The sequence below is a fragment of the Kitasatospora sp. CMC57 genome, from assembly GCF_045866025.2.
Taxonomy (GTDB): Bacteria; Actinomycetota; Actinomycetes; order Streptomycetales; family Streptomycetaceae; genus Kitasatospora.
Genome location: NZ_AP035881.2, coordinates 7,010,970 through 7,035,637, shown reverse-complemented (window position 1 = coordinate 7,035,637; position 24,668 = coordinate 7,010,970). Strand labels below are relative to the sequence as shown.

Sequence of the window (24,668 nt, the reverse complement as noted above, 5' to 3'; positions counted from 1 at the left end):
CCGCCAGGCCTGCCGATCCGCCGACCCGAACCGGCGCCAACCCGAACCGGCGCGGCCCGGGCCGTTGACCCGGAGCCGGGGCGCTTCCCGGCTCCGGGTCAACGGTTCACTCCTGCGGCCTTCTTGAAGGCGGCATTGCGCCGCCTCTGCTCCCCAACGGTGTTGTTCGCTCCGGTGAGCGTCTTCGCAATGGCGCGCGCCTGGGCCGGCAGCGGTTCAACTGCCCGTCCCAGCGCCTGAGCGCTGGAGTCGTCCGCGCATCGGTGGACCAGCGGGGCAAAGTCGGCAGCGAATGTCGACGGCACGGTCTGGGGGTGTGCCGTGGCGAGAGTCCGGATCATGTCAGCGGCCCGGCCCAGGGCCTCCCGCCCGTGGGAAGCAGCCTCAATGGCCATGGGCCACAGGGGGGTGGCGTCATTGGACGCTGAAACCGCCTTCTGCGCCGTGTCCCCCTGCCAACTGGTCGCGCCGATCAGTTCCTTGACGAATGATTCGATGGCGGCGGGCGTGCCGGGAGCGTCATGCAGGAGGTCGAGGGTCTGGGTCAGGTTCGCACCCGCCTGCTGCAGTGCCGCCCACAGCACCTCCGCGGGAGCCTCGGCGGCACACTGCGACAGTTCCGGGCAGTGACCGCCTTCGGCTGCCAGCAAGCGAGCGCGCTGGTCATCGTTCAGTGCGGCCCACAGTCGCGGAGCACTCGCCCAAACGGCAAGGTCGTCACTGCCCACCACATGGTCGAGAAGGAACGGTGTCAACTGGGCGGCTCCGTAGGACGCGTGCAGCTCGTTGCGGCCTGATGCCCGTACAGCACGGTCGCGGTGCTCCGGTGCGAGGCCTCCCCAGTTCTGCGCGATCCACACAAGCCACTGGTCACTGACCGCCGGGTGGTCGGCGTATCGGGCGGCGAATCCCGCGGCTGCAGCGGCGTGGTTGTAGTTCATCCACTGCTGGACCTTGGCCAGTGCTGCGGGCAGGCACTCATCCCGCAGCACTGCGTCGTCCATCAGCACGTCCACCGCTGCGGTGAGCTCCAGTGTGAACCGCCCCGGGTTCGGTGGGGACTCGATTTCGTGTAAGGATTCGAGTCATGGCACGTCCCTCTTCCTACCCTCCTGAGCTGCGCCGTCGTGCGGTGCGCATGGTCGCCGAGGTCCTCGGTGACTACCCGAACGAGTCGGCCGCGCTGCGGGCCGTCGCGGAGAAGCTGGGCATCGGCTCCGCCGAGACGCTGCGCAACTGGGTCCGGCGCGACCAGGTCGACTCCGGACAGCGTGCGGGCACGACCACAGAGGAGTCCGCGCAGATCAAGGCGATGAAGAAGGAGATCGCCGAGCTCAAGCGCGCCAACGAGATCCTCAAGGCCGCAGCGAGTTTCTTCGCGGCCGAGCTCGACCGGCCACACCTGCGCTCGTAGCGTTCATCGACGAGCACCGGGGCCGCTTCGGCGGCGTCGAGCCGATCTGCCGCGTGCTGACCGAGCACGGCTGCAGCATCGCCCCCTCCACCTACTACGCCCACCGCAAGCGCCTGGCCCAGCCTGCCGCCCGCACCGTGCGCGACGAGGAACTCAAGCCGCTGATCAAGGAGGTCTACAACGCCAACTACCGCGTCTACGGGGCCCGGAAGATCTGGCGTGAGCTGGGCCGGCAAGGCCACACGGTTGCCCGCTGCACTGTCGAGCGGCTGATGCGCGAACTCGGCATCGCCGGCGCCGTGCGCGGCAAGAAGGTCATCACCACCATCGCGGACCCGGCCGCCGAACGCGCCCCGGACCTCGTGGACCGCAACTTCGTCGCCAGCGCGCCGAACCGCTGCTGGGTCGCCGACTTCACGCACATCGCCACCTGGTCCGGAGTCGTCTACGTCGCCTTCGTCGTGGACACCTTCTCCCGCCGTATCGTCGGCTGGTCGGCCGCAACCACCAAGGAGGCCCGGCTCGTCCTGGATGCGCCGGACATGGCACTGTGGCAGCGCGACCGCGACGGATTCCCCCACCAGCGAGGCGAGTTGATACATCACTCGGATGCCGGGTCGCAGTACACGAGCTTCCGGCTCGCCGAGCACCTGGACGCCGCCGATATCGCGGCCTCGATCGGATCCGTCGGCGACGCCTACGACAACGCCCTGATGGAATCCACCATCGGCTTGTACAAGACCGAGGTGATCAAGCCCCAGCGGCCCTGGAAGACGCTCTCGCACGTCGAGCTCGCCACCGCCGAGTGGACCGACTGGTACAACCACCGACGACTCCACGGTGAGATAGGCCACGTCCCGCCTGTCGAGTACGAGGAAAACTACTACCTGTCGACCACGAAACCCCTGGTCACAGCCACAACCTGAGATCTCTACCGAACCCGGGGCGGTTCACCGGGACATGTCAGTGACCGAGCGGGTGCTGTTCTCGCTGGTCGCGAACCGGGCCCTGGCCCCGTCGTCGAAGCTGGCAGCCGCGGACTGGGTCACGCACGACGTGCACATCGAGGGCCTGCCGGCCACCGACGACGACGCCTGCTACCGGGCGATGGACTGGCTCCACGAGGTGACCGACGACCTGGAGAAGCGGGTGTTCGACGAGGTCGCGAACCTCCTCAACCTCGAGGTCGACCTGCTGTTCTTCGACACCACCAGCACCTACTTCGAGCTGGAGGAGGCCGACGAACCCGCCGCCCGGGACGACAGGGGCCGTCTCCTGACGGACGATGGCCCAACCGCCGAAGAGGACGGCGAGCCCGCGGAGCAGGCCGGGTTCCGCACTTTCGGCAAGTCGAAGGACTCCCGCGACGACCTGCCGCAGATCGTGATCGGGATGGCCGTGACGCGGGACGGGATCCCGGTCCGCGTCTGGTCCTGGCCCGGCAACACCGGTGACCAGAAGCTGATCCGGCAGGTCAAGGACGACATGCGGGACTGGACCCTGAGCAAGATCGTGTGGGTCACCGACCGGGGATTCTCCAGCGAACGCAACCGCCGCTACCTCCGCCAGGGCGACCACGCCTACATCGTCGGCGAGAAACTCCGCTCCGGCAGCCCGGAGGTGAAGGCCGCCCTGTCCCGCCAGGGCCGCTACAGCGAGATCGCCGGGAACATGCGGGTCAAGGAGGTGCGGATCTCGGAGACCGAACGGTTCGTGATCTGCCACAACCCCGAAGCCGCCACCCGTGACCAGCACATACGCGAACAGCTCGTCGCCCAGCTCACGACCCTGATCGAAGGCACCGACAAGCTCAGCGACTTCAAGCGCGGCGAGCTCCGCGGCAAGCTCGCCGACAAGCCCGGCCTCAACCGCTACCTCCGCACCACCCCGGCCGGCAAGCTCCGCATCGACACCGCGAAGATCAAGACCGAGGAGAACCTCGACGGCAAATACCTGCTGCGATGCTCCGACCCGCACCTGTCGGCCGAGGACATCGCCCTGGGCTACAAGCAACTCCTCGAAGTCGAGCGGGGCTGGCGGGACATGAAACAGATCATCGACCTGCGGCCCGTCTATCACCGGCTCGAGGAACGCATACGCGCACACGTCGTCCTCTGCTGGCTCGCCCTGCTGCTGATCCGCATCATCGAGACCACCACCGGCGAGACCTGGACGACTGTCCGCCGCGAGCTCGACCGGCTCCACCTCGGCACGTTCACCGGCCCCACCGGCCTGTTCCGGCAGGTCACCACCCTCACCAAGCCCCAGACCGACCTCCTGGCCAAGCTCGGCATCCCCGCACCGAAGCAGATCATCGCCCTCGAACCCGCACCCCGCTGACCAGCACGAACACCAGCGCCTAGAGAAACGCTTCTCAGGCGCCCTCACCCATGTCCGCGCAGGTCAGACCCCAGATTCGTGACTCCAGGCCGCTGAATTACGCGGAACGCAGGTTTGGGTGTTGCTGGTAGTAATTGAGCCTTTTCAGCGGTGCAACTCCAGGGTGAGGACTGCCTTGGCCGCTGACGTCAGCCAGTTCGGGCTGCAGCGGGCACGGCGGAAGATCCTCCAGCGTTTCAGTGTGGCCACACCACGTTCGACGGGGTACCGCAGCCGGGCGTGGGCCCGGTTGAGTGATCTCTGTCCGGCGGTGAGTTCTCCGCGGGGTGGGCGCCTGGTCGGCACGGCGAACGTTCCGCCCGCGCCGGTGTAGGCCATGTCGGCCAGGGCAGGGACGCGGACGCGGATACAGGTCTTCACGATGCGGTGGGTGCGGGCGGCGGTCAGGTCGTGGGTGCGGACGGGCAGGGCACGGGAGACCCACACGACCCTGCCCGTCGGTCCGGTGATGACCTGGAGGTTCACGCCGTGGCGGCGGTGCTTGCCCGAATAGTCGGCGCGCCCGTCCCCGACCCGGTCGCACTCGGCGAGGGTGCCGTCGATCAGGACGTACTCCGGGTCGGCCTCGCGAAGGGCCTGCGTCAGACCGGGCGCCTTCCGGGCGAGGAGGTCGGTGACCGCGTGAACGTAGGCGTGGGCGGTGCCGACGCTGATCCGAAAGCCGGCGGCGATCTGGGCGAGGGTGTCGTGCTTGCGCAGATACACGAGCGCGACCAGGGCCCGCTGGGAGGGCCGGAGCTTGCACCGTCGGTCACCCTCCCGGGTGACGATCAGCCTGGTGACCCACTCCACGAGCGCGTGCGGCAGGTCCAGTGCGGCAGGATAGGTAACCACCAGGGCTCCCCGGCAGAAGAGTCGAGATGTCAGATACCTCACTCAACTGCCCGGGAGCCCTGTCCGTTCTTCCCCGGTCCACGACCGCCGGCCGTCACCCGATCGATGGCCGCTCTGAAGACGCTCACTGACATCGCAGAGCAATGGGAAGTTTCCAACCTGAATTCCGCAGGTCGGGAGGGCTGGTGTGGGTTCGGACTGGGGCGCTCGGGCCGGTCGGGGGCGTGATCGCTGGCGGGTGATCGTCCGTCAGCGCTGGACCTCGGCGTTCGTCAGCACGAGCAGGGCCCGCAGGAGGGTCGTCGCGTGGCGGGCGTTCATGCGGACCTTGGTGAGGATGCGCCAGTTCTTCAGGTCCGCGAAGCCGTGCTCGTTGGCCGCGCGCTCGCGGCTGACCAGCCGGTTCGCCTCCTTCTGAGCGGCGGTGAGCGGACGGCCGCGGGTCGCTCGGCGGCCGGTGACGGCCACGGGGTCGTCGGGGTCCTCGTCCAGGCCGACGAAGCCCAGGTCGGCCAGCGTGCCCAGGCCGGCTTCCCGCAGGTGGGCGGTAATCCTGTCGTGGCGGGCGGCGGTGATCTCGCTGGAGCGCCCCGGCCTGGCCGCCGAGATCCAGATCAGGTTGCCGCGCTCATCGGTCAACGCGAGGAACAGCAGGCCGTGGACCGTGTGCTTCCCACTGTAGTTGGGCTGGTTCTCGCCCCCGGTGCGTCGACGGGTGCGGACCAGCGTGCCGTCCAGCAGGACGACGACGCCACCCTTTCGGGTGATCTTCTTCAGCGCGCGGTCCAGGCGCTGGGCGCGTGCGGCGAGTAGCCCGATGGCCTCCAGCAGCCAGCGGCGCACGGTGGAGGCGGACACGCCGTTGCCGCCGGCCATGTCCGAAAGGCGCTGGTCATGCCGCAGGACCGCGAGGACGACCAGGGCGGTCCTGCCGGGCGGGAGCTTGCGCCAGCGCGAGCCGATCTTTGCCAGGTGGGTGCGGATCACGGTGGCGACCAGGTCCAGCGTGGTGCTCGACAGCGGTAGACGGCACTGGTAGACAAGCCCTTCAGGGCCCTCGGCGGAGTGGTTGTTCAGTCGCATGGACACCCCAACACCCGTCGGGGGCCCGCACGTTACGCCGAGATCCGGCCTCTTGCGTCACCCGGGCAGTGTGGTGAAGCGGCCGGCCGGGGTCCGGTGCAGCCATCCGCGGTCTGCCAGCCGCTTGAGCTTGTCGCGCACCGGCTCGACCTGACCGGGCTGGGTGCCCCGGCCGAGCTTGACACTGACGTCCTTGGCCGGAACCGCTTCCACCGCGCCGGACACGATCCTCATGATCGCCTGGTAGTCCGCCGGCAGTGCGCTCTCCTGCATACCCGCCTCGCGGTGCGGGACCAGCAGCAGACCGCCGGCCCCGGGAGTGGCGGTTACCCGCTCCAGTTCCTCCGCCATGGCCGGGGCGTCGGCCGTCCCGGACCGCTCGGCTTCGATGAACTGGCCGATCACCACCTCGGCCGCCTCAAGACGAGCGACCTCGGCCTCGATCTAGACGAGTTCCTTGCGCAGCCGCACCGCCCGATCGGCCAGCACCACCCGACGCTCGATCACCCAGGTCGGCACCTCCGCCAACGCCAGCCCCTCCCCACGCGGCAACCAACTGGCTCAATCGACGCTACGTGAACACTCCAGCAGCAACGACGGCTTGACGGGAACCGACCGAAAGTGGCGGCGGACGATCACGCCGAGACGATCAACATCGCCACCAGCGAGAGCACCCCATCACTTCCTCACGCCAGCGCCACGACCTGCGACTTCAGGTTGGAAACGGGTCAGTGACATCAGAATGCCGATCGATCGCTGACACTCACTGGGCGTTTCGTCCCCGACTTCGGGGTCAGGTTCCTCGCCAGGTTGGGGTGCTCTCGCCGGTGAGTCGGCGGGTCATGAGGCCGATCATCGCGACGTGGATCATCGCTTCGGAGCGGGCCGGGAGAGCTTCGTAGTCGCGAGCGAGGCGCCGGTGGTTCATCAGCCATCCGAGGGTGCGCTCGACGACCCAGCGGCGGGGCTGGACGACGAATCCCTTGATGGCGGGGTCGCGGCGGACGATCTCGACGTCGATGCCCAGGGTCTTGGCCAAGATCGCTGCTGGGAGTTCGGCGGCGAGCGCGAACAGGGCGGCGTTCCGGCTTTGCCGCGGGTCGAGCCCGAGCGCGTGCAGGCGCCGGGACAGTGCACCTTCGGTGAGCGGTCGTCCGTGCCATCGGCCCGGGAACAGCCAAGTTGGACTCCTCGGTGAGGACGGTGCTTCCGGGAGCCTTGCGGGTGAGCACGAGGTCGTCGATCAGCGCATCCAGCGGGGAGGGCAGGGTGATCGGGCGACTGCCCAGGTTCAGGACAGCTCGGCCGTCCAGGTGACGGACGTTCTCGGTCGTCAAGGCTGTTATGTCGCTGAGCTTTTGGGCGTAGAGCAGGATTAGCAGTCCGGCTGCCCGGTCGGCGACGGGGCAGCTGTTGTCGTGGAGAAGGCGGCGTGCGTCGGCCCATCTGCGGTCCTGGTCCAGTGGTCCGGCCGGGTCCGGCCAGCGAGTGCTCGGTGCGGTGAGATGGAAGGCATGCCGGTGGGTGACCGCCCACCGCGTGAAGTTCGCGGTCCGCGTCCGGTGGCCGGGGTGATCAGCGAGCCAGAGGTCGAGGTCGGCCTGGTTGCAGGTCTTCAAGGTCAGCTCGCCGGCTTCACGACGCGGCCCGTCTGGACGTCGACCAGAAGGCAGCCGCGCGGGACTCGATGCTCCGCCTTATGGTGAGCTGCATGGGCATGCGAACAAGGAGACTACGGAGGGCAGCGCACAGTGGCAGGCCTCTCGATCTCTGCCAAGACGACGGCTCGCGTGGCGCGGTCCCCCGCCTCGTCGAGTGGTTGCGCACCGTGTCGGCCGAGGACATCCGCGCCCTGCTGCTGACATCGGGCGACAGTACTGCGGATCCACGCGGTATCACGCTGTGCGGCGCTCGCATCACCGGCACGCTCGACCTCTCCGACGTTCGGGCGAGCATCCCGCTCAACCTGCAGCACTGCCGGTTCGACGAACCGGTCGTCGCGGACCGGGCACACCTGCCGAGCCTTTCCTTGGCGCATTCGACCCTTCCCCGTTTTCGCGCGAGCCAGGCATGGTTCGAGCACACCCTGGATCTGGACTTCGTGACCATCTCCACGGACGGGAAGGTGGCCGTGTGTCTGGATGAGGCATACATCGGGGGCGATCTGACCGTGCGCCATGCGACGCTGACGAGCAGCAGCGAGGCCGTCGCGCTGCAGGCCGGCGGCCTGCACGTCAGTCAGGACGCTTCGCTGGAGGATTTGCGGGCCAGCTGCCACGGTGGCGATGGGGCTGTGAGGATGCCGAACGCCCGTATCGACGGGTACCTCACGCTGAGCGGAGCGAGGCTGGACAACGACGGGGGACCGGCTCTCCAGCTCGATAGCCTGAGCGTGGGCGGGAACCTGATTCTGTCCAAGGTGATCGCCAAAGGCAGCAGCAAGGACCACGGCGCCCTGTGGCTGACCGGCGCACAGGTCGCGGGGCAGCTCCAGTTCGACGAGGCACAGGTTGAGTGTTCTGAGGGCCCCGCCGTAATGGCGGACGGCGCACGTATCGACAGCGATGCCCTTCTGTACAAGCTACGGGCCACCGGTCACGACAGCCGCGGGGCGGTCCGGTTGCACAGCGTGCACGTCGGCGGCCAGCTGAATCTCGACAAGGCTGTCCTGTGCAATGGGCGCGGCCCCGCGCTGGCGGCGGTCGAAGCGCAGATCGCCGAGGATGCCTACTTGCGCGGACTCGATGCCACTGGACGGCGCAGCCCGGACGGGGACGAGGACGAGCTCCTCGACGTGCTCGTTCTGCGTCACGCGCGGATCGGCGGGGAGTTGCAGCTCGACGGGAAGCTGGCCAACGACGACGGCGGACGGGTAGCCATCGACCTGCGGGACTGCCACGTGGCCGGAACCCTGTGCTTGTGGAACGAGACGTTCTGGCGCCCTACGGCTACCGGGTCCCGAGCGCCGTCGCTGCGGCTGGAGGGATTCGTCTACCGCACGGTACCGGCAGGGCTGGAACCCGAGACCTGGCTGAAGACGCTGGACGAGCGGATGCCCAAGTACCATCCGCAGCCGTACCGGCAGTTGGCGGAGGTCCTTCGGGAGGCCGGGGAGGAGGTGGCCGCGAAGAAGACACTGATGGTGCAGCAGGGGGCGCACGGCACAGCCCTCAGGAAGGAGCGGGGTCGACTCAGCTGGGCGGCGTGGCTCTGGAACCGGATCTCCGGCATTACGGTGGGCTACGGCTACCGTCCCGGCCGGGCCCTCTTCTTCCTCCTGGGCGTCCTGGTGGTCTCCGCCATACTCATGGTGGTCGCTGCCGACCAAGGTCTTCTGAACCACGTCCAGCCGTACGGGACGGGTCACTGCGGCTGGGTCGACGCGATCGGTGTGGCGGCCGACCGGACCGTCCCACTGGTTGGACTGGCCACCGCCCCCCGGTGCGTGCTGTCCGACGCTCCCGCGGCCGAGTGGCTCTTCGTCACCAACATGGCCCTCCAGGCACTCGGATGGGCCTTTCTCACCCTCTTCATCGCCGGGTTCACCGGTGTCGTCCGAAAGGGCCCCTGATGGTCGGCAGCGCCGGCCACTGATCAGGCCTGCGGCGCACCCAGATCAGTCGAACTTGGGCTTGGTGGCACCGCCGCTGTCGTCAACGAGGGCCAGCGCCCGCCGTTCGGCGGCCTCCCGACCGTCCGCCGAGGGGCCGGCATCCGCCAGCGCCGGCATCTTCGCGACCAGCTGGTTCCAGGCCGCGACCTCCTTCTTGCTGATGAAGCCGACGAAGTTTTTGCCCTGGCAGATGTCCACCACTTTGGCCGCCGCGAAATAGGTCTTCTCGTCCATCATCGCGACCGGCAGCCCAAGCCGCTCCGCCTCGCGGTAGTCGATCGGGAAGTAGTGGTGGGTGTAGTCGAAGACCAGCTTTCTGGCGATCTCCTCGATCCACTGCTGGTCGACATTGGTCGGCTTGGCCTCCAGAAGTTTGCGCGTGTACCGTTCCCCGATCCGTAGGCTCCGTCCCCACGCGCCGAGGTCCAGGCTGTTCATGTCCTGCAGGAGCGGCGTTATCGCGCCCAGGGCGAAGCGCGTGGACTCCTCCATGAGGGCGGTAGCGGAATCCTGGTGGCCGGCGAGGTCGATCAACGCGGGCATCACCCTGCGCATCGCTCGGATGCCGAAGTCCCGTACGTAGTCGACGCTCTGGTAACAGTCGAGCGCCGACACGTTGCGAGCCGGGTTCCTTGGGTCAGACAAGCGGGTGTCGAGCGGTCCGAGCTCACCGAAGGGTGACAGGTACAGCTCGTCGGAACCGAGGGCCAGCAGAGTGCTGGCACTCTTGGCCCGGCGCGGTACGTAGACCCGCACCATGCTCGAGTAGGCGGTGAGATACAGCGCCGCCGTGTACGCGCTGTCCAGGCTCCCGCCGACCGAGTCGACGAGGACGTTGATTTCAGGCGACGGATCGTCCTCGCCCCTGGATGTCGGGTACTTGAAGAGGTACTGCAGCAGATCCCTGACCTGCCCTTCGGTGCCCTTGGCGTCCCGACTGTCCGACGTGAATTCTCCGCTGATTAACAGCCAGGTCCCGGGAGAACTGTCTTCCAATGTCTTCCCGGCGGCGAGTACAGCCTCTCGATCTTTTGTCCGCATTCTCTTCTGGTCGGGCTGCATGCCGACGTCAAGTGCGGTCTCCCGGTCGTCCGCAGGTTCTGAACCTGAGTTCCTGATGCTCACTTCCAGCACCCCCTGTGGTCGTCGCTGGTCGTCGCTCTCCTTCAATCGTGGCCTCCGCCAATGAGCCACGCATCTGCGCACCGGCGTCCACGCCTCCTCGCCCATGGCCGGGACCTGGGGTGGGGCGTGGCCGCCGTCGAGCGCCTGGCCCTGCCGCAGTCCCAGACCCGGCCACCGCGCGAGCCGAAGCACGCCGGGGAGCCGCAGGAGCGCCGCTCGGCTGCCGGTGAGACGCAGCTTCTCCAGTTCTCCACCCAGCGCGACCCGACGGTCCCTGTTCATCGCGAAACACAGGCGCGCCGACATCCCCGCTACCCGGGCCGAGCGCCTGACCGAACTCGGGATGCGCTGGCAGTAGGCGGGTGCCAGCCGTTCGGGGGTGCAACACGGCACGGCGGGGCCCGCCCAAGGGGATAGAAGCCCAGTACAGGGTTGCAACGCGGAGCAGCGCTGCAACCCTGTGTTGCACCTCGCGTTGCAGCCGGCGACCGCGTGCGGAGAGCTGGCGCGGGCCGAGTACCGCCGGGCCGGAGATCTTCGTTGGTGTGTCGCAGCGAGTCCGGGTGGGCGTGCCTTGCACGCTTCTCTCATGGTCTACGACACGACGAAGTACGGGCCGTACTGCCTTGACCCGTGGTGCGAGAACCTCGACCCGGAATTCCTCCCGGATCACATGTGCGGGTGCTGGATCTTGACCCCGGCGGAGCGTGCCGCTGCTGAGCGGCGGTACCGCGAGGCGCAGGCGGTGGGCGGGGAAGTCGGCGCCTCCTCCAGCGGCTGAGCGGGTCGGCACCCACCTACTGTCGCGCGCAGGTGTGGCGCCCCGGTCAGGCGCGGGGTAAGCGCCTATCTACGCAGGTCATAGGGCGCGACAGCACCCCACGCGACAGGGGGTCGCGACAGCCCCCGCGACAGCTGCGCCGGGGGCGACACTCACGCTGCGCGGCGGTCCTTCACCGGGTGGAGCTTGGCGTGCAGCACCCGCACATCCCACCACGGATCGTCCGGCGTGGAGAGCAGGGCGGCCATCTGCTCGCGCTTGGTCGGGGCGGGCAGCACCAGCGACCCCAGCTCCTTCTCCTCCCGGTCAGCCGCGCACTGCGGGCACTCCAGCCGGTCGGGGCCGGCGGCGCGGCCGACCCGGGCCCCGATCCCGGAGACGGTACCACGCTGGGCCAGCCGCTTGGCCTTGCGCTCCCAGCCGCGCTCGGTGGTCTGCACCTCAACCGCCTCGCGCTGCAGCTGGTCGACGTTCTGCTGCTTCGTGGGGTGGCGGTGCGTCAATCCAGCGCAGCACCGTGCGCGACGCGACGTTGTAGCCGCAGCCATCGCCTTCGTGTTCCCGCCGTACTTGCGCTCCCGCACCTGGCCGGCCTGCGTCGTGGACCTTGCCGAAGCCTTGGCCAGCCGAGTGATCCAGTTGCTGGCGGTGTCGAACAGGACCGAGTAGCCGGCATGGGCGGCCTTGACCCCGAGGCCGATGGCCAGGTGGGTGGGCGTTTTCCCCAAGGCCGGGAAGTTAACGTTTTCGCAGGTCCCGCAGGGTTGTTGAGGGTTCGAGGCGAAAGCACAACGGAGCTCGTTGATACAGGCAGTCGACCAAGACAGCTTGTACGTGAGAAGCCCCATTGCGGGTTCATTCTGCCCTGCCGTCCGCGCTGACGGCCATCACTCGTACGGTGACTGTGGCCGCGGGCCGGTTCGCGCCGAACCATCTGGGAGAACTGACCGCCGTGGTGCCTTTCGAGCTCGTGGACGCGGTGCTGGCGGAGACGCGGACGGTGCAGCGGCGACTGCGCGATCTGCCGTCCCGGGTCGGGATGTACTTCCTGCTGGCGATGTGCCTGTTCCCCGAGGCCGGCTACCGGCTGGTCTGGGACAAGCTCACCGCCGGTTTGGCCGGGATGCCGGTGGCCTCGCCAAGTGCGAAGGCACTGCGGGACCTTCGCCGTCGGTTGGGGGCCGCGCCGGTGCGGTCACTGTTCGAGGTCCTGGCAGGTCCCCTGGCCCGCCGACGACGCCGGGGGTGCGCTTCGGTGCTTACCGGACCGTGTCCTTCGACGGCTGCAGCTCGCTGCGGGTGCCCGATGCGCCGCGAAACCGGGCATGGCTCGGGCGGACGGCCCATCACGGCCATCCCACACTGGAGTTGATGACACTGGTCGAGACCGGAACGAGGTCCCTGATCGGCGCGTGTTCGGCCCCACCCACGTGGGCGAGACCGCCTACGCACAACGGCTGCTGCACCTGCTGACGCCGGACATGCTGGTGCTGTGGGACAAGGGCTTCGACGCCAATGCCTTCCTCGCCCAGGTGACCGCGACCAGCGCGAAGGTCCTGGGTCGGCTCCGCAGCAACCGGCGCACCCCGGTCCTTGCCCGCCTCGACGACGGCTCCTACCTGTCGGCGATCGGCACCGTCCACGTCCGGATCATCGACGCCAAGATCACGGTGACCTGCGCCGACGGCACCGTCTTCTCCGGCTCCTACCGGCTGGCCACCACGCTGACCGACGCCCGCCGGCACCCCGCCAGGGCACTCGTCAACCTCTACCACGAGCGCTGGGAACACCAGAGCGCGTACTACGCGCTCCGCCACACGATCCTGGCCGGCCGAAATCTCCGGTCGTGCGACCAGGCCGGTCTCGAACAGGAGATGTGGGCCCTGCTCACGCTCTACCAGGCCCTGCGAACCATGATGGTCGAGGCCGCCGAATCTGTCCCCGGCACCGACCCCGACCGCTGCAGTTTCGCCGTTGCTCTCCAGACCGCCCGCGACCAGGTCGTCCAGGCCGCCGGGATCGTCCCGGACGAGCCGGGTTCTCTCGGGTTGATCGGTCGGCGAGTGCTGGACCGACTTCTTGCGCCCCGCCGTCACCGAACGAGCACTCGCAAGGTCAAGTCCCCGATCTCCCGCTATGGATCTGGGCGTCAACCACGAGACGCTGCGGGTCTGGGTGGGTGAGGCCGAGCAGGCCGCCGTGCCCGGTACCGCCGAGGCCACCGCCCTGGCCAGGGAGAACAAGCAGCTCAGGGCCCGGGTCAGGGAACTCGAGCTCGAGCGGGAGATCCTGCACCGGGCGGCCAAGTATTTCGCGGGCGAGACGAACTGGTGAGCCGCTTCACGTTCGTTGCCGACCACCACGACGCCTACGGCGTGAAGCGGCTGTGCACCCTCCTGGCCGTCTCCCGCTCCGGTTTCTACCGCTGGCGCGACGCCGGCCCGGCCCGCGCCGAGCGCGAGCGGGCCGACCTGGCCCTCACCGAGCGGATCGCCGGGATCCACCGGGAGTCCGACAGCACCTACGACAGTCCCAGGATCACCGCCGAGCTGCGGGACGAGGGCCGACCGGTCAACCACAAACGCGTCGAGCGACTGATGCGCCGGTCCGGCATCGTCGGGGTGCACCTGCGCAAGAAGGTCCGCACCACGATCCCCGCACCCGATGCGATGCCGGTGCCGGACCTGCTCCAGCGGGACTTCAACGCCGCCGCACCGAACCAGAAGTACGTCGGCGACATAAACCTACCTCCCCATCAGCGACGGACAATTCCTCCACCTCGCAACGGTGTTGGACTTGCACTCCAAGCGGCTGGTGGGCTGGTCGATCGCCGACCACATGCGAACCGAACTCGTCGCCGACGCCCTGCGCGAGCCCTCGGGCCGGTACCTCACGTTCGAGGAGCGCGAGGAGATCGCGATCCTCAGAGCGATGAGCAAGGGTGTGCGCGAGATCGCCCGCGCACTGGGGCGTGACCCCGGGACAATCTCTCGCGAACTGCGCCGCAACGCTGCCACGCGCGGCGGCAAGCAGGAGTACCGCGCGACGGTCGCCCAGTGGAAGGCTCAGCAGGCGGCCAAGCGTCCGAAGAGCGCGAAGCTCCTGGGCAACGACCGGTTGCGTGAGTACGTGCAGGAGAGGCTTTCGGGGAACGTTCACCGGCCTGACGGGACGGTCGTCACGGGACCGCAGACGCCTCCGTGGAAGGGGCTGAACAAGCCGTACCGGCAGGACAGGCGGTGGGCGACAGCATGGAGCCCGGAACAGATCTCGCACCGGCTGAAGGCCGACTTCCCCGAGGATGAGTCCATGCGCATCAGCCACGAGGCGATCTACCAGTCGCTGTTCATTGAGGGCCGTGGTGCGCTCAAGCGGGAGCTGGTCGCCTGCCTGCGTACCGGGCGGGCACTTCGAGAGCCTCGGTCGAGGTCACGGAACAAGCCGCAAGGGCATGTCACCGCGGATGTCGTCCTCAGCGAGCGTCCTGCAGAGGCCGGGGACCGCGCGGTCCCGGGGCATTGGGAAGGCGATCTGATCATTGGGACGGGCAGGTCCGCGATCGGCACGCTCGTCGAGCGCAGCAGCCGATCTACCCTCCTGGTGCATCTGCCGAGGGTGGAGGGCGGGATAAGCAAGTCGGACATGGGGAAGTCGATGGGGCGAGTCGGTTCCTGTCACGGTAACGCTGCCGCCGAGAGCTTCTTCGCCGTGTTGAAGGAGGAGATCGGCGCCCGGATCTGGTCGGACCGCGCCACCGTCCGCGCGGAGGTCTTCGCGTTCATCGAGACCTTCTACAACCACCGGGCCTGCGCAAAGACCCCCGGTGGGGCTATTTCACCCCACTCGAAATCCGACAGCGACACCACCAAGGTCACGCCTTGGCGGCGTAAACGGACAGTGTCCAACCGCAGGGTGGAACCTCAAATGCAACCGCACCCGGCTCCACAGGCACCCCGGGCTCGGATACCTCACGCTCTCGGAACCCGAGCCGGACTGCAGCGCGACTCCGCCCCTGCAGCATAGGAACCCGCTGTCCAAGATCAGGGGGCACCTCAGGGCTGCCCTGCCCCCACGGAGGCGGCCGCCCGGGCGCACCGCGGGGCGGGAACCGGGCCTCGCCCCGGTTCCCGCCCGCCGGCGGAACGCTGCCTCAGCCGTGGCCGAGGCAGCGCTTCAGCTCGTTGAGGTCGTAGAAGCGGCTGCCCGTGGCGACGGGCTTGCAGGAGGCCTTGAAGGCGGTCTCCTCCTCGTTGTAGAGCATCCGGACGAGGTGGGTGGCGGGCTCGCCGTCGGACGGCGCGTTCGCGTAGAGGTCCCACTGGATGTTCGCGGCCATCGGTGCCACGTCGGCCCCGCGCCACGGGTTGTTCCGGTAGCTGTACGGCTGACCGGGCTCGGCGGGTTCGGTGCTGCCGGGCAGGCCCATCAGGGCGGCGAGCGGCTCGATCTCCTCGGCGTGCGTGAAGCGCAGGACGGCGCCGTTCCGGCTGGAGCCGTTCGCCTTCGCCTCGGCCTGGGCGAGCAGGTCGTCGAGGAGGATACCGGCCATCTTGTAGGTGATCGTACGGCCCCTGAAGGCGGGGCCCTTCTGGTAGAACTCCTCGGCGTCGTCGAGGTAGGCGAACCACTGGGCGTCGCGAGGGGTGAGGAAGCGGTCGAGACCGCCGTCCGGCACCTCGACGCTCAGGTCCGGTGCCGCGCTGTAGAGCTGGTAGAGCGAGCGGGCGAAGGAGACCCGCGCGGGGGCGGTCAGCGTGGCGGTGAAGTCGTCGTGGAACAGGCGCGCGACGACGTGGTCCGCGGCTTCGGCGGTTCGCGGGTCGGCGTCGATCTCCGCGAGGACAGCGGCCAGGTCCGGGTCGCTCGCCACGTACGCCTGGTAGTCGGCGTTCTGCGGCTGCTTGTGGAAGTACAGCAGGTTCTTGTCGGTGACCGGCGCCTTGATCAGGCCCGCCAGCTCCGGCTCGCCTGCGGTCAGACCGCCGGTGAAGGCGTTGGCACTCGCCACGGCACGCGCCACGCCCGAGGTCTCCACGACGACCGGCTCGTGCTCGGCCTCGATCGTCTCGAAGAGCGACGGCAGCCGCTGCTCCATGCGCAGCGCCGTCTCCCGGTGCTCCTGCGCCCCCCGCGCGGAGAGGTTGCCGTAGCCGAGCGCGGAGGCCGCGTCGAGGAGCGACTGCACCTTCGGGCCGAGTTCCGCGCCGAGGTCGGTGAGGGCGCCCTGCTCCCGTGCCGCGCCGAGGACGGCGAGCACCGCGTCGCCGTCACCGCTGTTCGATATGGCGCGTGAGCCGTGGCGGGCGACGTTCTCGGTGAAGACCGGGCTGAAACCCGTCGGCGGCTTCTGGTACTTGTTCGGCTTCTCCTGCGGTGCGTACGGCGTCTTCGTGCCGTACAGGCCCCGGTCGGCGTGCGGGTTGCCGGCCAGGTCCCGCGCGGAGGCGCTTCCGGTGGCGGACAGCACGCCGGCGACCAGGAAGGCGGCCACGGCGACGGACAGGGGAGCGGTGCGCTTCAAAGCGGTCCTTCTGATCGTTTCGTTCCAGTCGGTCGGTGACCGGCGGACCGACGCTCGCACGACCGGGAGAAGGCCCGCCGACGCCCGGCCGGGTACCGGGTGAAGGGCAGTTGAACGCTGCGGTCGACGGGCCGTCGTGGGGCCGGGCCGCCCAGCCCCACGACGGCTGCGGTCACTTGACGGTGGCGTTGCTCTGCAGGAGGTAGGCCGGGCCGCCGGCCGGGGCGATGCGGGTGGCGCCCGTGGCCGTCACCGTGGCGTTGCGGACGGTCAGGCCGGTCCTCGCGGCGATCGCCACCGATTCCAGCGTCAGCCCGCTGACGGGACGTTCGGGCAGACCGATGATCTGGCCGGCCTGGTCGGCGCCGGTCGCGGTGAGGTACGCGACGGTGATGCCGTGGTAGTTCGGCGTGGTGGCGGTGATCGCCTGGGCCGGATCGCCGTCCGCGGGGACCTTCGGGTAGTACGCGGTGATCTGGACCGGGGTGGTGACGTCGGTCATGTCGAGGTTGCGGTAGGTGATGCCGCGGACCTCGCCGCCGCGGTCGCGTGCGGTCTTGATCCGGACGCCGGCGGTGGTGCCCTTGAGGGTGTTGTGGTGGATGTCGACGTCGTGGACGCCACCCGCGGTGTAGCTGCCGATGGACAGTCCGTGTCCGTGCAGGATGGTGCAGCCGGTCACCTCGATGTGGTGGGAGGGGCCGTTCTCCGGGGAGGAGTTGACGGCGAGGTCGTCGTCGCCGGTGTCGAGGGTGCTGCGGGTGATGGTGACGCCCGAGGAGGACCAGAGGTCGATTCCGTCGGTGTTCGGCGAGTCGGCCGGGGCGACGACGGTGATCCGGTCGATCGCCGCGGTGGTCACCTTCTTCAGGGTGACGTTCACGTTCGGGGCGTTCCTGAGGGTGATCCCGCCGATCCCCACGTCGGTCGCGCCGTCGATCGTGATCAGGCCCGGCCTGGGCGAGAGGGGCTTGCCGGCCGCTTTCTCGGCGTTGGTGACGGCCCACCAGGGTGCGCCCTGGCCGTCGATGGTCCCACCGCCGGTGATGGTGAGGTTGTTCACGCCGGACGCGCCGAGCAGCGGGCTGCGCTTCGATCCGACGAGCGGGTAGTCCGCGGCGTCGGTGGAGGCGAGCAGGGTGGCGCCGGCGTCGATCTGGAGGACGAGGTCGCCGGGCAGGGTGAGCGCACCGGACAGGTAGCGGCCGGTGGTCAGCTCCACGGTGCCCTTGCCCGCGCAGGCGTCGATCGCCCGCTGGAGCGCGGCGGTGTCCCTGGTGGTGCCGTCGCCCCGGGCACCGTACGCGGCGGGCTTGCAGACGGTGGCGGCGGTCGCGGCGGCGGCCGGGTTCCAGCCGTCCGAGCCCGCCAGGTACGTGGCGGGGGTGTAGTCCGCGGCCCGGGCATCGGTCAGCTGGGGCCGGCCGTCACCGGTGACGGCTCCGGGCCCGGTGTTCCGGTACTCGCTGAACCGGGCGTTCCTCCAGAGGGAGCCGCCCATGTCGCTCCAGGCCTGAGCGGTGGTCAGAAAGGATCCGAGGGCGGACTCGCGGTAGAGCACCTGGGCGTCCGGCCGCCAGGGGCGGCCGAGGCTGCCCGTCCCCGGGGCTCCGGTACCCGTGATGTCGGACCGGTAGAAGAGGAATCCGTAGCCGCGGGAGGCGGGAGTGCTGGCCGCGGTGAGGTATCCGCCGCCGAGCTGGTGGATCTCGCTGCGGTCGAACACCGCGACGCCGCCGCCGAAGACGAAGTCGACGGTGCCCTCCACGTACGACGCGCGGAAGTAGCTCCGCGCGGAGTCGTTGACCAGCAAGGTGTCCTGGTGGCCGAGGACGCGCACGCCGGTGAGGACCGCGCGGTCGGCGGCCAGGTTCAGCGCCACCGCCTGGGAGGGTTCGGCCGTGGGGTCGTAGTCGTTGGCGATGGTCAGGTTGGAGGCGGCGAAGTCGTGCCCGTCGACGAACGCGGTCGCACTGCCGGAGGTGCCGTAGGTGGTGCCGTCCGGCTTCACGGTGGCGGCGGAGTGGTTCTGCACGATGACCACGTCGCGGGGGTCGGCGCCCAAACCCTTCAGCGTGACGTACGGCTTGTCGCGCGGAACCTTGACCACGCCCCGGTAGACGCCCTTCCTGATGGCGACGGTGACCGGCTTGGCGTTGTCCGCCGGGATCCGGTCGATCGCGGCCTGCACCGTGGTGACGTCGCCGGTTCCGTCGGCGGCCACGGTGATGGTGGTGCCGGTGGGCGTCGCGACGGCCACTGGGGTCAGTGACCAGCGCTTGTTGCTGTTGGTGGTGCACGACTCCTGGACGACGGCCGCCCCTGGAGAGGTGCTCGCCTGCGAAGTGGTGACGCACAGACCGCTGTCGGCGTTGACGATCTGGAAGGTGTCGTCCCGTGCCGCCTTCAGCGTCCACAGCTGATTGGTCTGCCCCGGAGTGCAGCCCCACTGCTGCAGCCGGACGCCGTCGGCGGTGGAACCGCCCGGAACGTCCAGACACATCCCGCTGGCCCCGGACTCGACGGTGAACCGGCCCGAACCGCGATCGACCAGCGTCCACTGCTGGTTGCTCTGGCCGGGGCTGCAGCCCCACTGCTGGACCAGCGCGCCGCTGGAGGTCGCGCCGCCGACCAGGTCCATGCACAGCCCGCTCCTCGCCACCGTGAGGGTGTAGGTGCCGGGCCGTACGGCCGCGGGGCTCCCGCCGGACCCGGCCGCGACGGTGGCCGCCGCACCGCCCGCTCCCACCACCGCCAGCGCGGCCACACCGGCCACCACGCCGAGGGATCCCCTCCGGGTCCCCTTCTTCTCCCTGTGCCTGTTGCGGTACACATTGCTCCTCTCGTCGTCGTCCTGACTGGGAGACGGACCGGCCGGGCGGTCCATAACGCGATCCGGGCCACGAGTTCTCCGGGGTGCGGGCAAGGTCCCCGGTTCCCGCCGGGAGCCGTCCGACAGCACACCGGCCGGGGTTGGTCGTCCCCCGGGCTCGTGCGATCATGAGCGGCTCCGCCGTCAGATCACCATGGGCGTCAGATCACGAGGTGAGGGTGCATTGCGCTCGATTCCCGCACGGCCCGCCACCGAACCGGCTCCAGGGCCCCTGCCGACCGGAGCCGGTCTGGTCGAGGCCGCCCGCGACGGCGACGCCCGCGCCCGGGCCGCCCTGTTCGGCGACTACCTGCCGCTGGTCTACAACATCGTCGGGCGCGGGCTGAACGGGCATCCCGACGTCGACGACGTCGTGCAGGAGACCATGGTGCGGGCCATGCGGGCGCTGCCCTCCCTCCGCGAGCCCGAGCGGTTCCGCTCCTGGATCGTGGCGATCGCGGTGCGGCAGATGCACGACCACGGACGGCGGCACCGAGCCGCCGCCCGCCTGGCGGATCTCCCCGAGGCGGCCGGAATCCCCGACCCGGCGGGCGACTTCGCCGAGCTGGCGGTCGACCGGCAGGCGCTCGCCCGGGCCGGACAGGACCTGCTGGAGGCCGGTCGGTGGCTGACCGACGACCACCGCGAGACGCTGGCCCTGTGGTGGCAGGAGTGCGCCGGGCAGCTCACCCGCGTGGAGGTCGCCGAGGTGCTGCGCCTGAGCGTTCCGCACACCGCGGTACGGATCCAGCGCATGAAGGCCAAGCTGGAAGCGGCCGTCGGGGTACTGGCCGCCTGGCGGGCGCGGCCACGCTGTCCCGAGCTCGGCGCACTCGCGGACAGCGGCGCGGCGAGCCGGGTCCTGACCAGGCTCACCCGGCACGTGACGACCTGCGCGCGCTGCGCGGCCGCCGTCGCGGCCCGCGACTCGATCGACGAGCTGCCGATCCGGCTGGGCTCGCTGGCGATCCCAGCGCTCCTGGCTGCCCGGATCCCCGGCCTCGCCGCGCAGCACGGGACGGCCACCGGCCCGGTGGCGGCGTTCCTGCGCGCGGTCTCACCCCGGCGCGGCCCGGCCGCGTGGAGGCGGGTGCTGGTGGCCGGCGCGGCCGGCGCCGCTGCCGTCGCTCTCGCGCTGTACCTGGAGCCGCTGCCGCGCACCCCGCAGGTCCCCGGCGTTCCCGGTCCGGCGGCGAGCGCGAGCGCCGCGGCGCCGTCCGCCGCCCCGTCGGTCTCCCCGGGCCCGGCGTCCACCGCCGCGGCGGCGTCGCCCGACACGAGGGCCCCGGCGGCGTACTCCGGGGTGGCGGCCGGGGACCACTACGTCGCCCCCAACGGCGACGACGCGAATCCGGGCACCCTGGACCGGCCGTTCGCCACGATCTCCCGGGCGCTCGCCGCTTCCGCCCCCGGTCAGACGGTCGCCGTGCGCGGCGGCACCTACCGTCCGACGGCCACCGTCTCCCTCGCGGGCACCGGCACCGGCGAGCGGCGGATCACGGTCAGCAACTACCGTGACGAGCAGCCCGTCCTGGACGGCTCGCGGCTTCCGGCCGGCACCTGGTTCGTCGTCCAGCGTGGCGGTTTCCTCACCGTCCGGGGCCTTCGGATCGTCAACGCGCCCGATCGCGCGTACGTCTGCGAGTCCTGCCACGACACCGTCCTGGCGCGGCTGGACGTCCACGGCAACGGCCAGGCCGGTCTGCTGCTCCGGGGGGCCGACACCCACGACAACCTGGTGGCCGACAGCGACTTCCACGACAACCACGAGACCGGCGGCACCGGCGGGTACGCCGACGGTCTCGCCTTCAAGGACGGCGCGGGCGGCGGCAACCGGGTCCGGGGCTGCCGGATGTACGACAACTCCGGTGACGGCGTGGATCTCGACGGATTTGCGGGCGCCGTGACCGTCGAACACACTTGGGCGTTCGGCAACGGCGTGAACCGCTGGGGGACCGCCTCGTTCTCCGCCGGCGGCAGCGGTTTCAAGCTCGGCGGCGTCCAGGTCTCCCACGTCCTGACCGACAGCGCGGCCTGGGACAACGCCGGCTTCGGCGTCACCGAGGCGGGCGGCACGGGCGCGCACCGGCTGGCCCGCGACACCGCCTTCCGCAACGGCGCGGCCGGGTTCGCCTTCGTCTCCTCGGCCGCCACCGTGCGGGACTCGCTCGCCCTGGCCAACCACCCCGACGCCTGGCTGGGCGAGCGGGTCACCCACTCGGCGAACTCCTGGGAGCAGCCGGGCTGGACCACCGCGTCGCTCGATGTGACCGACGCCGCCTCGGCCACCGCTCCCCGCGGGCCCGACGGGCGTCTGCCCGTCACGTCCTTCCTGCGCAACACCAGGGACCCGTCCGTCGGCGCCGCCCTCTCCCCCTGACTGGCGGGCGGGGCCTGACCGGCGGGCGGGGCGCGTCCGGCGATGGCCGCGGCGGCTCGGCACCGCAGGTCCGTCAGCGCCAGCGTGAGGCCGCGGCCGCGAGCTCCAGGCTGGTGGGGCCCGCGTTCTGCGCCCGTTCCCTGGCCAGTTCGCCCGCGATGGTGAACCGCGCGGCGTTGCGCGGCGAGCGGGCGGCGTGCCGCACGATGTCGTCGACCAGGGCCGTGACCATGTCGAGCCTCGGGTGGTGCAGGTGGACGGCCGCCCCCTGACCGTCCGTCACGTAGTCGGCGTCCATGCCGAAGTCGGCGGCGATGCCGCGGCGGGTGAGGCGGGCGAGGACTCCACGGCGCTCGGCGATTCCGGGCGAGGAGTGCAGGGCGATCGCCTCCCAGACGAGGTCCACCTGCTTCGCGCCATAACCCTGGTCGCCGAGGAACTCGGCGGCCAGGTCCGCGCCCTCGACCTCGAACCGCTCCCGCCCCGGGGACGCCGGGGCGGTGCCGAGGTCGTGCAGCACGCAGGCGTGGAACAGCAGGTCGGTGTCGTAGTCAGCGCCCGGTCGCAGACCCTCGTGGTCGGCGAGCAGCCGGGCGAACAGGTAGCTGCGGACGCTGTGGTTGGCGACCGGCTCGCTCTCGTGGGAGCGGATGTGGGCGATCGCGGCCGCGGCCGACGGGGTGTCGGGCAGCGCCGGGATGAGCGTGGATGTCGTCATGCCGCGACCGTACGCGGACGGGCACCGGGTACGGTCAGTGGCACTTGTGCCGGCTGTCGACGGGATCGTGCCAATGTCCGATCGGGTGTCCCCCGGCCCCCACCACGTGGTCGTGCTCGCGCTTGAGGGGGTGCTGCCGCTGGACCTCGGAATCCCGCTGCAGGTGTTCGGCGCCTGGCAGGGCGGCCCGTACCGGCTGACGGTGTGCACCGACCGGCCCGGGCCCGTACCGGTGCACGGCGGCCCACCGGTCTGCGTCGACCGCGGGCTGGAGGTGCTGGACGGGGCGGACACCGTGATCGTTCCCGGGCGGGTCGACCTGTCGCCGCCCACCGCCGAGGTCTGCACCGCCCTGGCGGAGGCGGCGGCCCGGGGTGCCCGCGTGGTCTCCATCTGCACGGGCGCGTTCGTTCTCGCGGCGGCGGGCTTGCTCGACGGGCGGCGGGCGGCGACGCACTGGCGGCATGCCGCGGAGCTGGCCGCCCGCTACCCGCGCGTGCGGGTGGAGCCGGCGCCGCTGTACGTGGACGAGGGCGAGCTGCTGACCTCGGCGGGCGTGGCGGCGGGACTGGACCTGTGTCTGCACCTGGTGCGGCGTGACCACGGCGCGGCCGTGGCCAACGGGCGCGCCCGCGATCTGGTGGCCGCTCCGCACCGCGCCGGCGGCCAGGCCCAGTTCATCGAGCGGCCGGTCCCGGTGGAGCGTCCCGGCGGGCTGGGCGAGCTGCACGCGTGGGCCCTTCGCAACCTCCACCGGGACCTGTCGGTCGACCGTCTGGCGCGGCAGGCTGGCACGTCGCGGCGGACCCTCATCCGCCGTTTCCACGCCGAGACCGGTCTGCCGCCCACGCGCTGGCTGCTGGAGGCCCGGCTCGGCCACGCGCGGGAGCTGCTGGAGGCCACGGACCTGACGGTGCAGAGCGTGGCCCGGCGCTGCGGCCTGGGAACGGCGGGCAACTTCCGTGCCGTGTTCCGGGAGCACGTCGGCGTGGCGCCCAGCGTGTACCGCGAGAGTTTCCGTGCCACCGACCGGGGCGCGGCCACCCAGTCCTGAGGTGCTCCCATCCTTGCGGTAATAGTCGGCGGCCCGCAGGTTCTCTGCCGAGCCGTCACCGTCACGTCTCGGAAGGCGGGCGTGCTGGCCGGGCGGTCCGGAACGGCGCGGTCGAGTCGGTTCAGGTGCTGGCCGGCTCGGCGGCGGCCAGCGCGTCGAGGAGAACGAGCTGGTGGGCCGTCAGTTTGCCGCCGGCGCGGGCCCCCGCCTGCTTGCGCAGCCACGCTCCCGGCCGGAACGTCGGGTCCGCGTCGCCGCCGGTGCGGTTGGCCGGGCCGTCCAGGGTTCCGCCGGCGGCGAGGTAGGCGAGCATCCTGCGGTAGGAGCGGTTCCAGTCGGGCTCGATCCGCCACATCGCGTCCAGCGCGGTCAGCTTCGCGTCCTGAGCGGCCGTCAGCTTCGCGTTCTTGCGCTGACGCCCGACCCAGGCGCCGACGCCATGGCCGTCCAGCTTCTCAGCCGCCGGGACCGCCAGGTGCCCGTGCGTCTCGGCCCACGCCCGGGCGTGAGCGAAGCCCTGGTCCCAGGAGCGGGCGTGCTTGTCCCAGATCATGCCGAGCTGGTCCAGCTCGTTCACGCGGACCAAGGCGAGCAGGCCGGCGCCCTTGAGGTCGGCTCGCAGCAGCCGAGATCACCGCCGTCGAGTCGGAAGGCCTCACCCACAACTCTTGACTATTACTCCCCCAGATCGGCCGCGAACCCTGCTGCCGGTGCCCTCACACGGGTGCGTAGGTACTACGGTGGGCGGTAGAGGACCAGAGGAGGGCCGAAGTGAGCGTCCAGCCCGTATACCACCCCCCAGCAGAGCCCACGCCCGCGTGTACCGCGTACGGCTGACGGCTGACGGCTGACGGCTGACGGCTGACGGCATCG

Annotated in this window: 18 protein-coding genes and 3 pseudogenes; 10 read left to right on the top strand and 11 right to left on the bottom strand. The window is 70.3% G+C overall.

Going from position 1 to position 24,668, the window contains the following annotated elements; genetic code table 11:
* Positions 1–98: 98 nt before the first annotated feature.
* A complete protein-coding gene (locus ACKUU6_RS31725; RefSeq protein ID WP_407986265.1) occupies positions 99–1,004 on the bottom strand; it encodes a hypothetical protein in 906 nt (301 codons plus the stop codon).
* An 83-nt stretch (positions 1,005–1,087) separates the two neighbouring features.
* Here ACKUU6_RS31725 and ACKUU6_RS31720 point away from each other — a divergent pair.
* Both ACKUU6_RS31720 and ACKUU6_RS31715 read left to right on the top strand, forming a co-directional pair.
* Positions 1,088–2,340 (top strand): IS3 family transposase gene (locus ACKUU6_RS31720; protein ID WP_407986306.1). Its coding sequence is split into 2 segments (ribosomal slippage): positions 1,088–1,370 and positions 1,370–2,340, totalling 1,254 coding nucleotides; the frame shifts between segments, so codons are not numbered across the junction.
* A gap of 34 nt (positions 2,341–2,374) precedes the next feature.
* Entirely contained in the window at positions 2,375–3,754 is a 1,380-nt protein-coding gene (locus ACKUU6_RS31715; RefSeq protein WP_407991998.1) for an IS1634 family transposase, read from the top strand.
* Between the two features lie 144 nt (positions 3,755–3,898).
* Here ACKUU6_RS31715 and ACKUU6_RS31710 read toward each other — a convergent pair whose 3' ends face one another.
* From ACKUU6_RS31710 to ACKUU6_RS31695, 4 genes and pseudogenes are all read right to left on the bottom strand, one after another.
* Positions 3,899–4,648 (bottom strand): transposase family protein, encoded by a 750-nt coding sequence (locus tag ACKUU6_RS31710; RefSeq protein WP_407991997.1) that lies wholly within the window; start codon positions 4,646–4,648, stop codon positions 3,899–3,901.
* Positions 4,649–4,897: 249 nt separating this feature from the next.
* Entirely contained in the window at positions 4,898–5,731 is an 834-nt protein-coding gene (locus ACKUU6_RS31705) for a transposase family protein (RefSeq protein WP_407992298.1), read from the bottom strand.
* Positions 5,732–5,788: 57 nt separating this feature from the next.
* Positions 5,789–6,139, bottom strand: coding sequence for a hypothetical protein (locus tag ACKUU6_RS31700; RefSeq protein WP_407991996.1), 351 nt, complete (start codon positions 6,137–6,139; stop codon positions 5,789–5,791).
* A 385-nt stretch (positions 6,140–6,524) separates the two neighbouring features.
* Positions 6,525–6,761: pseudogene (locus ACKUU6_RS31695) on the bottom strand (transposase); the annotation flags it as partial.
* A 798-nt stretch (positions 6,762–7,559) separates the two neighbouring features.
* Between ACKUU6_RS31695 and ACKUU6_RS31690 the strand changes: the two are divergent.
* Entirely contained in the window at positions 7,560–9,302 is a 1,743-nt protein-coding gene (locus ACKUU6_RS31690) for a hypothetical protein (RefSeq protein WP_407991995.1), read from the top strand.
* Between the two features lie 45 nt (positions 9,303–9,347).
* Here the strand turns inward: ACKUU6_RS31690 and ACKUU6_RS31685 are convergent, their stop codons facing one another.
* On the bottom strand, positions 9,348–10,775 hold the full coding sequence (locus ACKUU6_RS31685; protein ID WP_407991994.1) for an SDH family Clp fold serine proteinase: 1,428 nt from the start codon (positions 10,773–10,775) through the stop codon (positions 9,348–9,350).
* 283 nt (positions 10,776–11,058) lie between these two features.
* Here ACKUU6_RS31685 and ACKUU6_RS31680 point away from each other — a divergent pair, with 283 nt between their 5' ends.
* Positions 11,059–11,250: a hypothetical protein gene (locus ACKUU6_RS31680; RefSeq protein ID WP_407991993.1), complete on the top strand. Its 192-nt coding sequence runs from the start codon at positions 11,059–11,061 to the stop codon at positions 11,248–11,250.
* Positions 11,251–11,402: 152 nt separating this feature from the next.
* Here the strand turns inward: ACKUU6_RS31680 and ACKUU6_RS31675 are convergent, their stop codons facing one another.
* Positions 11,403–11,978 carry a hypothetical protein gene (locus tag ACKUU6_RS31675; protein WP_407991992.1) on the bottom strand — a complete coding sequence of 192 codons (576 nt, stop codon included), beginning with the start codon at positions 11,976–11,978 and terminating at the stop codon, positions 11,403–11,405.
* Positions 11,979–12,148: 170 nt separating this feature from the next.
* On the opposite strand from ACKUU6_RS31675, the gene ACKUU6_RS31670 reads away from it, so the two are divergent.
* The 4 genes and pseudogenes from ACKUU6_RS31670 to ACKUU6_RS31655 all read left to right on the top strand — a co-directional run.
* Complete coding sequence (locus tag ACKUU6_RS31670) at positions 12,149–12,622, top strand: transposase domain-containing protein (RefSeq protein ID WP_407991991.1); 474 nt, start codon at positions 12,149–12,151, stop codon at positions 12,620–12,622.
* A gap of 40 nt (positions 12,623–12,662) precedes the next feature.
* Positions 12,663–13,433 carry a transposase gene (locus tag ACKUU6_RS31665; protein ID WP_407991990.1) on the top strand — a complete coding sequence of 257 codons (771 nt, stop codon included), beginning with the start codon at positions 12,663–12,665 and terminating at the stop codon, positions 13,431–13,433.
* A gap of 37 nt (positions 13,434–13,470) precedes the next feature.
* Positions 13,471–14,121: pseudogene (locus ACKUU6_RS31660) on the top strand (IS3 family transposase); the annotation flags it as partial.
* Positions 14,116–14,875, top strand: a pseudogene (locus ACKUU6_RS31655) (IS30 family transposase); the annotation flags it as partial. The pseudogenes ACKUU6_RS31660 and ACKUU6_RS31655, both read left to right, overlap by 6 nt.
* A gap of 525 nt (positions 14,876–15,400) precedes the next feature.
* Here ACKUU6_RS31655 and ACKUU6_RS31650 read toward each other — a convergent pair.
* The gene (locus ACKUU6_RS31650; RefSeq protein ID WP_407991989.1) at positions 15,401–16,771 is read right to left on the bottom strand and encodes a histidine phosphatase family protein; all 1,371 of its coding nucleotides are present in this window, start codon (positions 16,769–16,771) and stop codon (positions 15,401–15,403) included.
* A gap of 172 nt (positions 16,772–16,943) precedes the next feature.
* Positions 16,944–19,604, bottom strand: a complete 2,661-nt coding sequence (locus ACKUU6_RS31645) for a pectinesterase family protein (RefSeq protein ID WP_407991988.1) — start codon at positions 19,602–19,604, stop codon at positions 16,944–16,946.
* 223 nt (positions 19,605–19,827) lie between these two features.
* Between ACKUU6_RS31645 and ACKUU6_RS31640 the strand changes: the two genes are divergently transcribed.
* Positions 19,828–22,023 (top strand): sigma-70 family RNA polymerase sigma factor, encoded by a 2,196-nt coding sequence (locus ACKUU6_RS31640; protein ID WP_407991987.1) that lies wholly within the window; start codon positions 19,828–19,830, stop codon positions 22,021–22,023.
* Between the two features lie 73 nt (positions 22,024–22,096).
* Here the strand turns inward: ACKUU6_RS31640 and ACKUU6_RS31635 are convergent, their stop codons facing one another.
* Positions 22,097–22,741 (bottom strand): HD domain-containing protein, encoded by a 645-nt coding sequence (locus tag ACKUU6_RS31635; protein WP_407991986.1) that lies wholly within the window; start codon positions 22,739–22,741, stop codon positions 22,097–22,099.
* Positions 22,742–22,814: 73 nt separating this feature from the next.
* Between ACKUU6_RS31635 and ACKUU6_RS31630 the strand changes: the two genes are divergently transcribed.
* Positions 22,815–23,795, top strand: coding sequence for a GlxA family transcriptional regulator (locus tag ACKUU6_RS31630; protein WP_407991985.1), 981 nt, complete (start codon positions 22,815–22,817; stop codon positions 23,793–23,795).
* 121 nt (positions 23,796–23,916) lie between these two features.
* On the opposite strand, the gene ACKUU6_RS31625 is transcribed toward ACKUU6_RS31630, so the two are convergent.
* Entirely contained in the window at positions 23,917–24,372 is a 456-nt protein-coding gene (locus ACKUU6_RS31625; protein WP_407991984.1) for a helicase associated domain-containing protein, read from the bottom strand.
* Between the last annotated feature and the right edge of the window lie 296 nt (positions 24,373–24,668).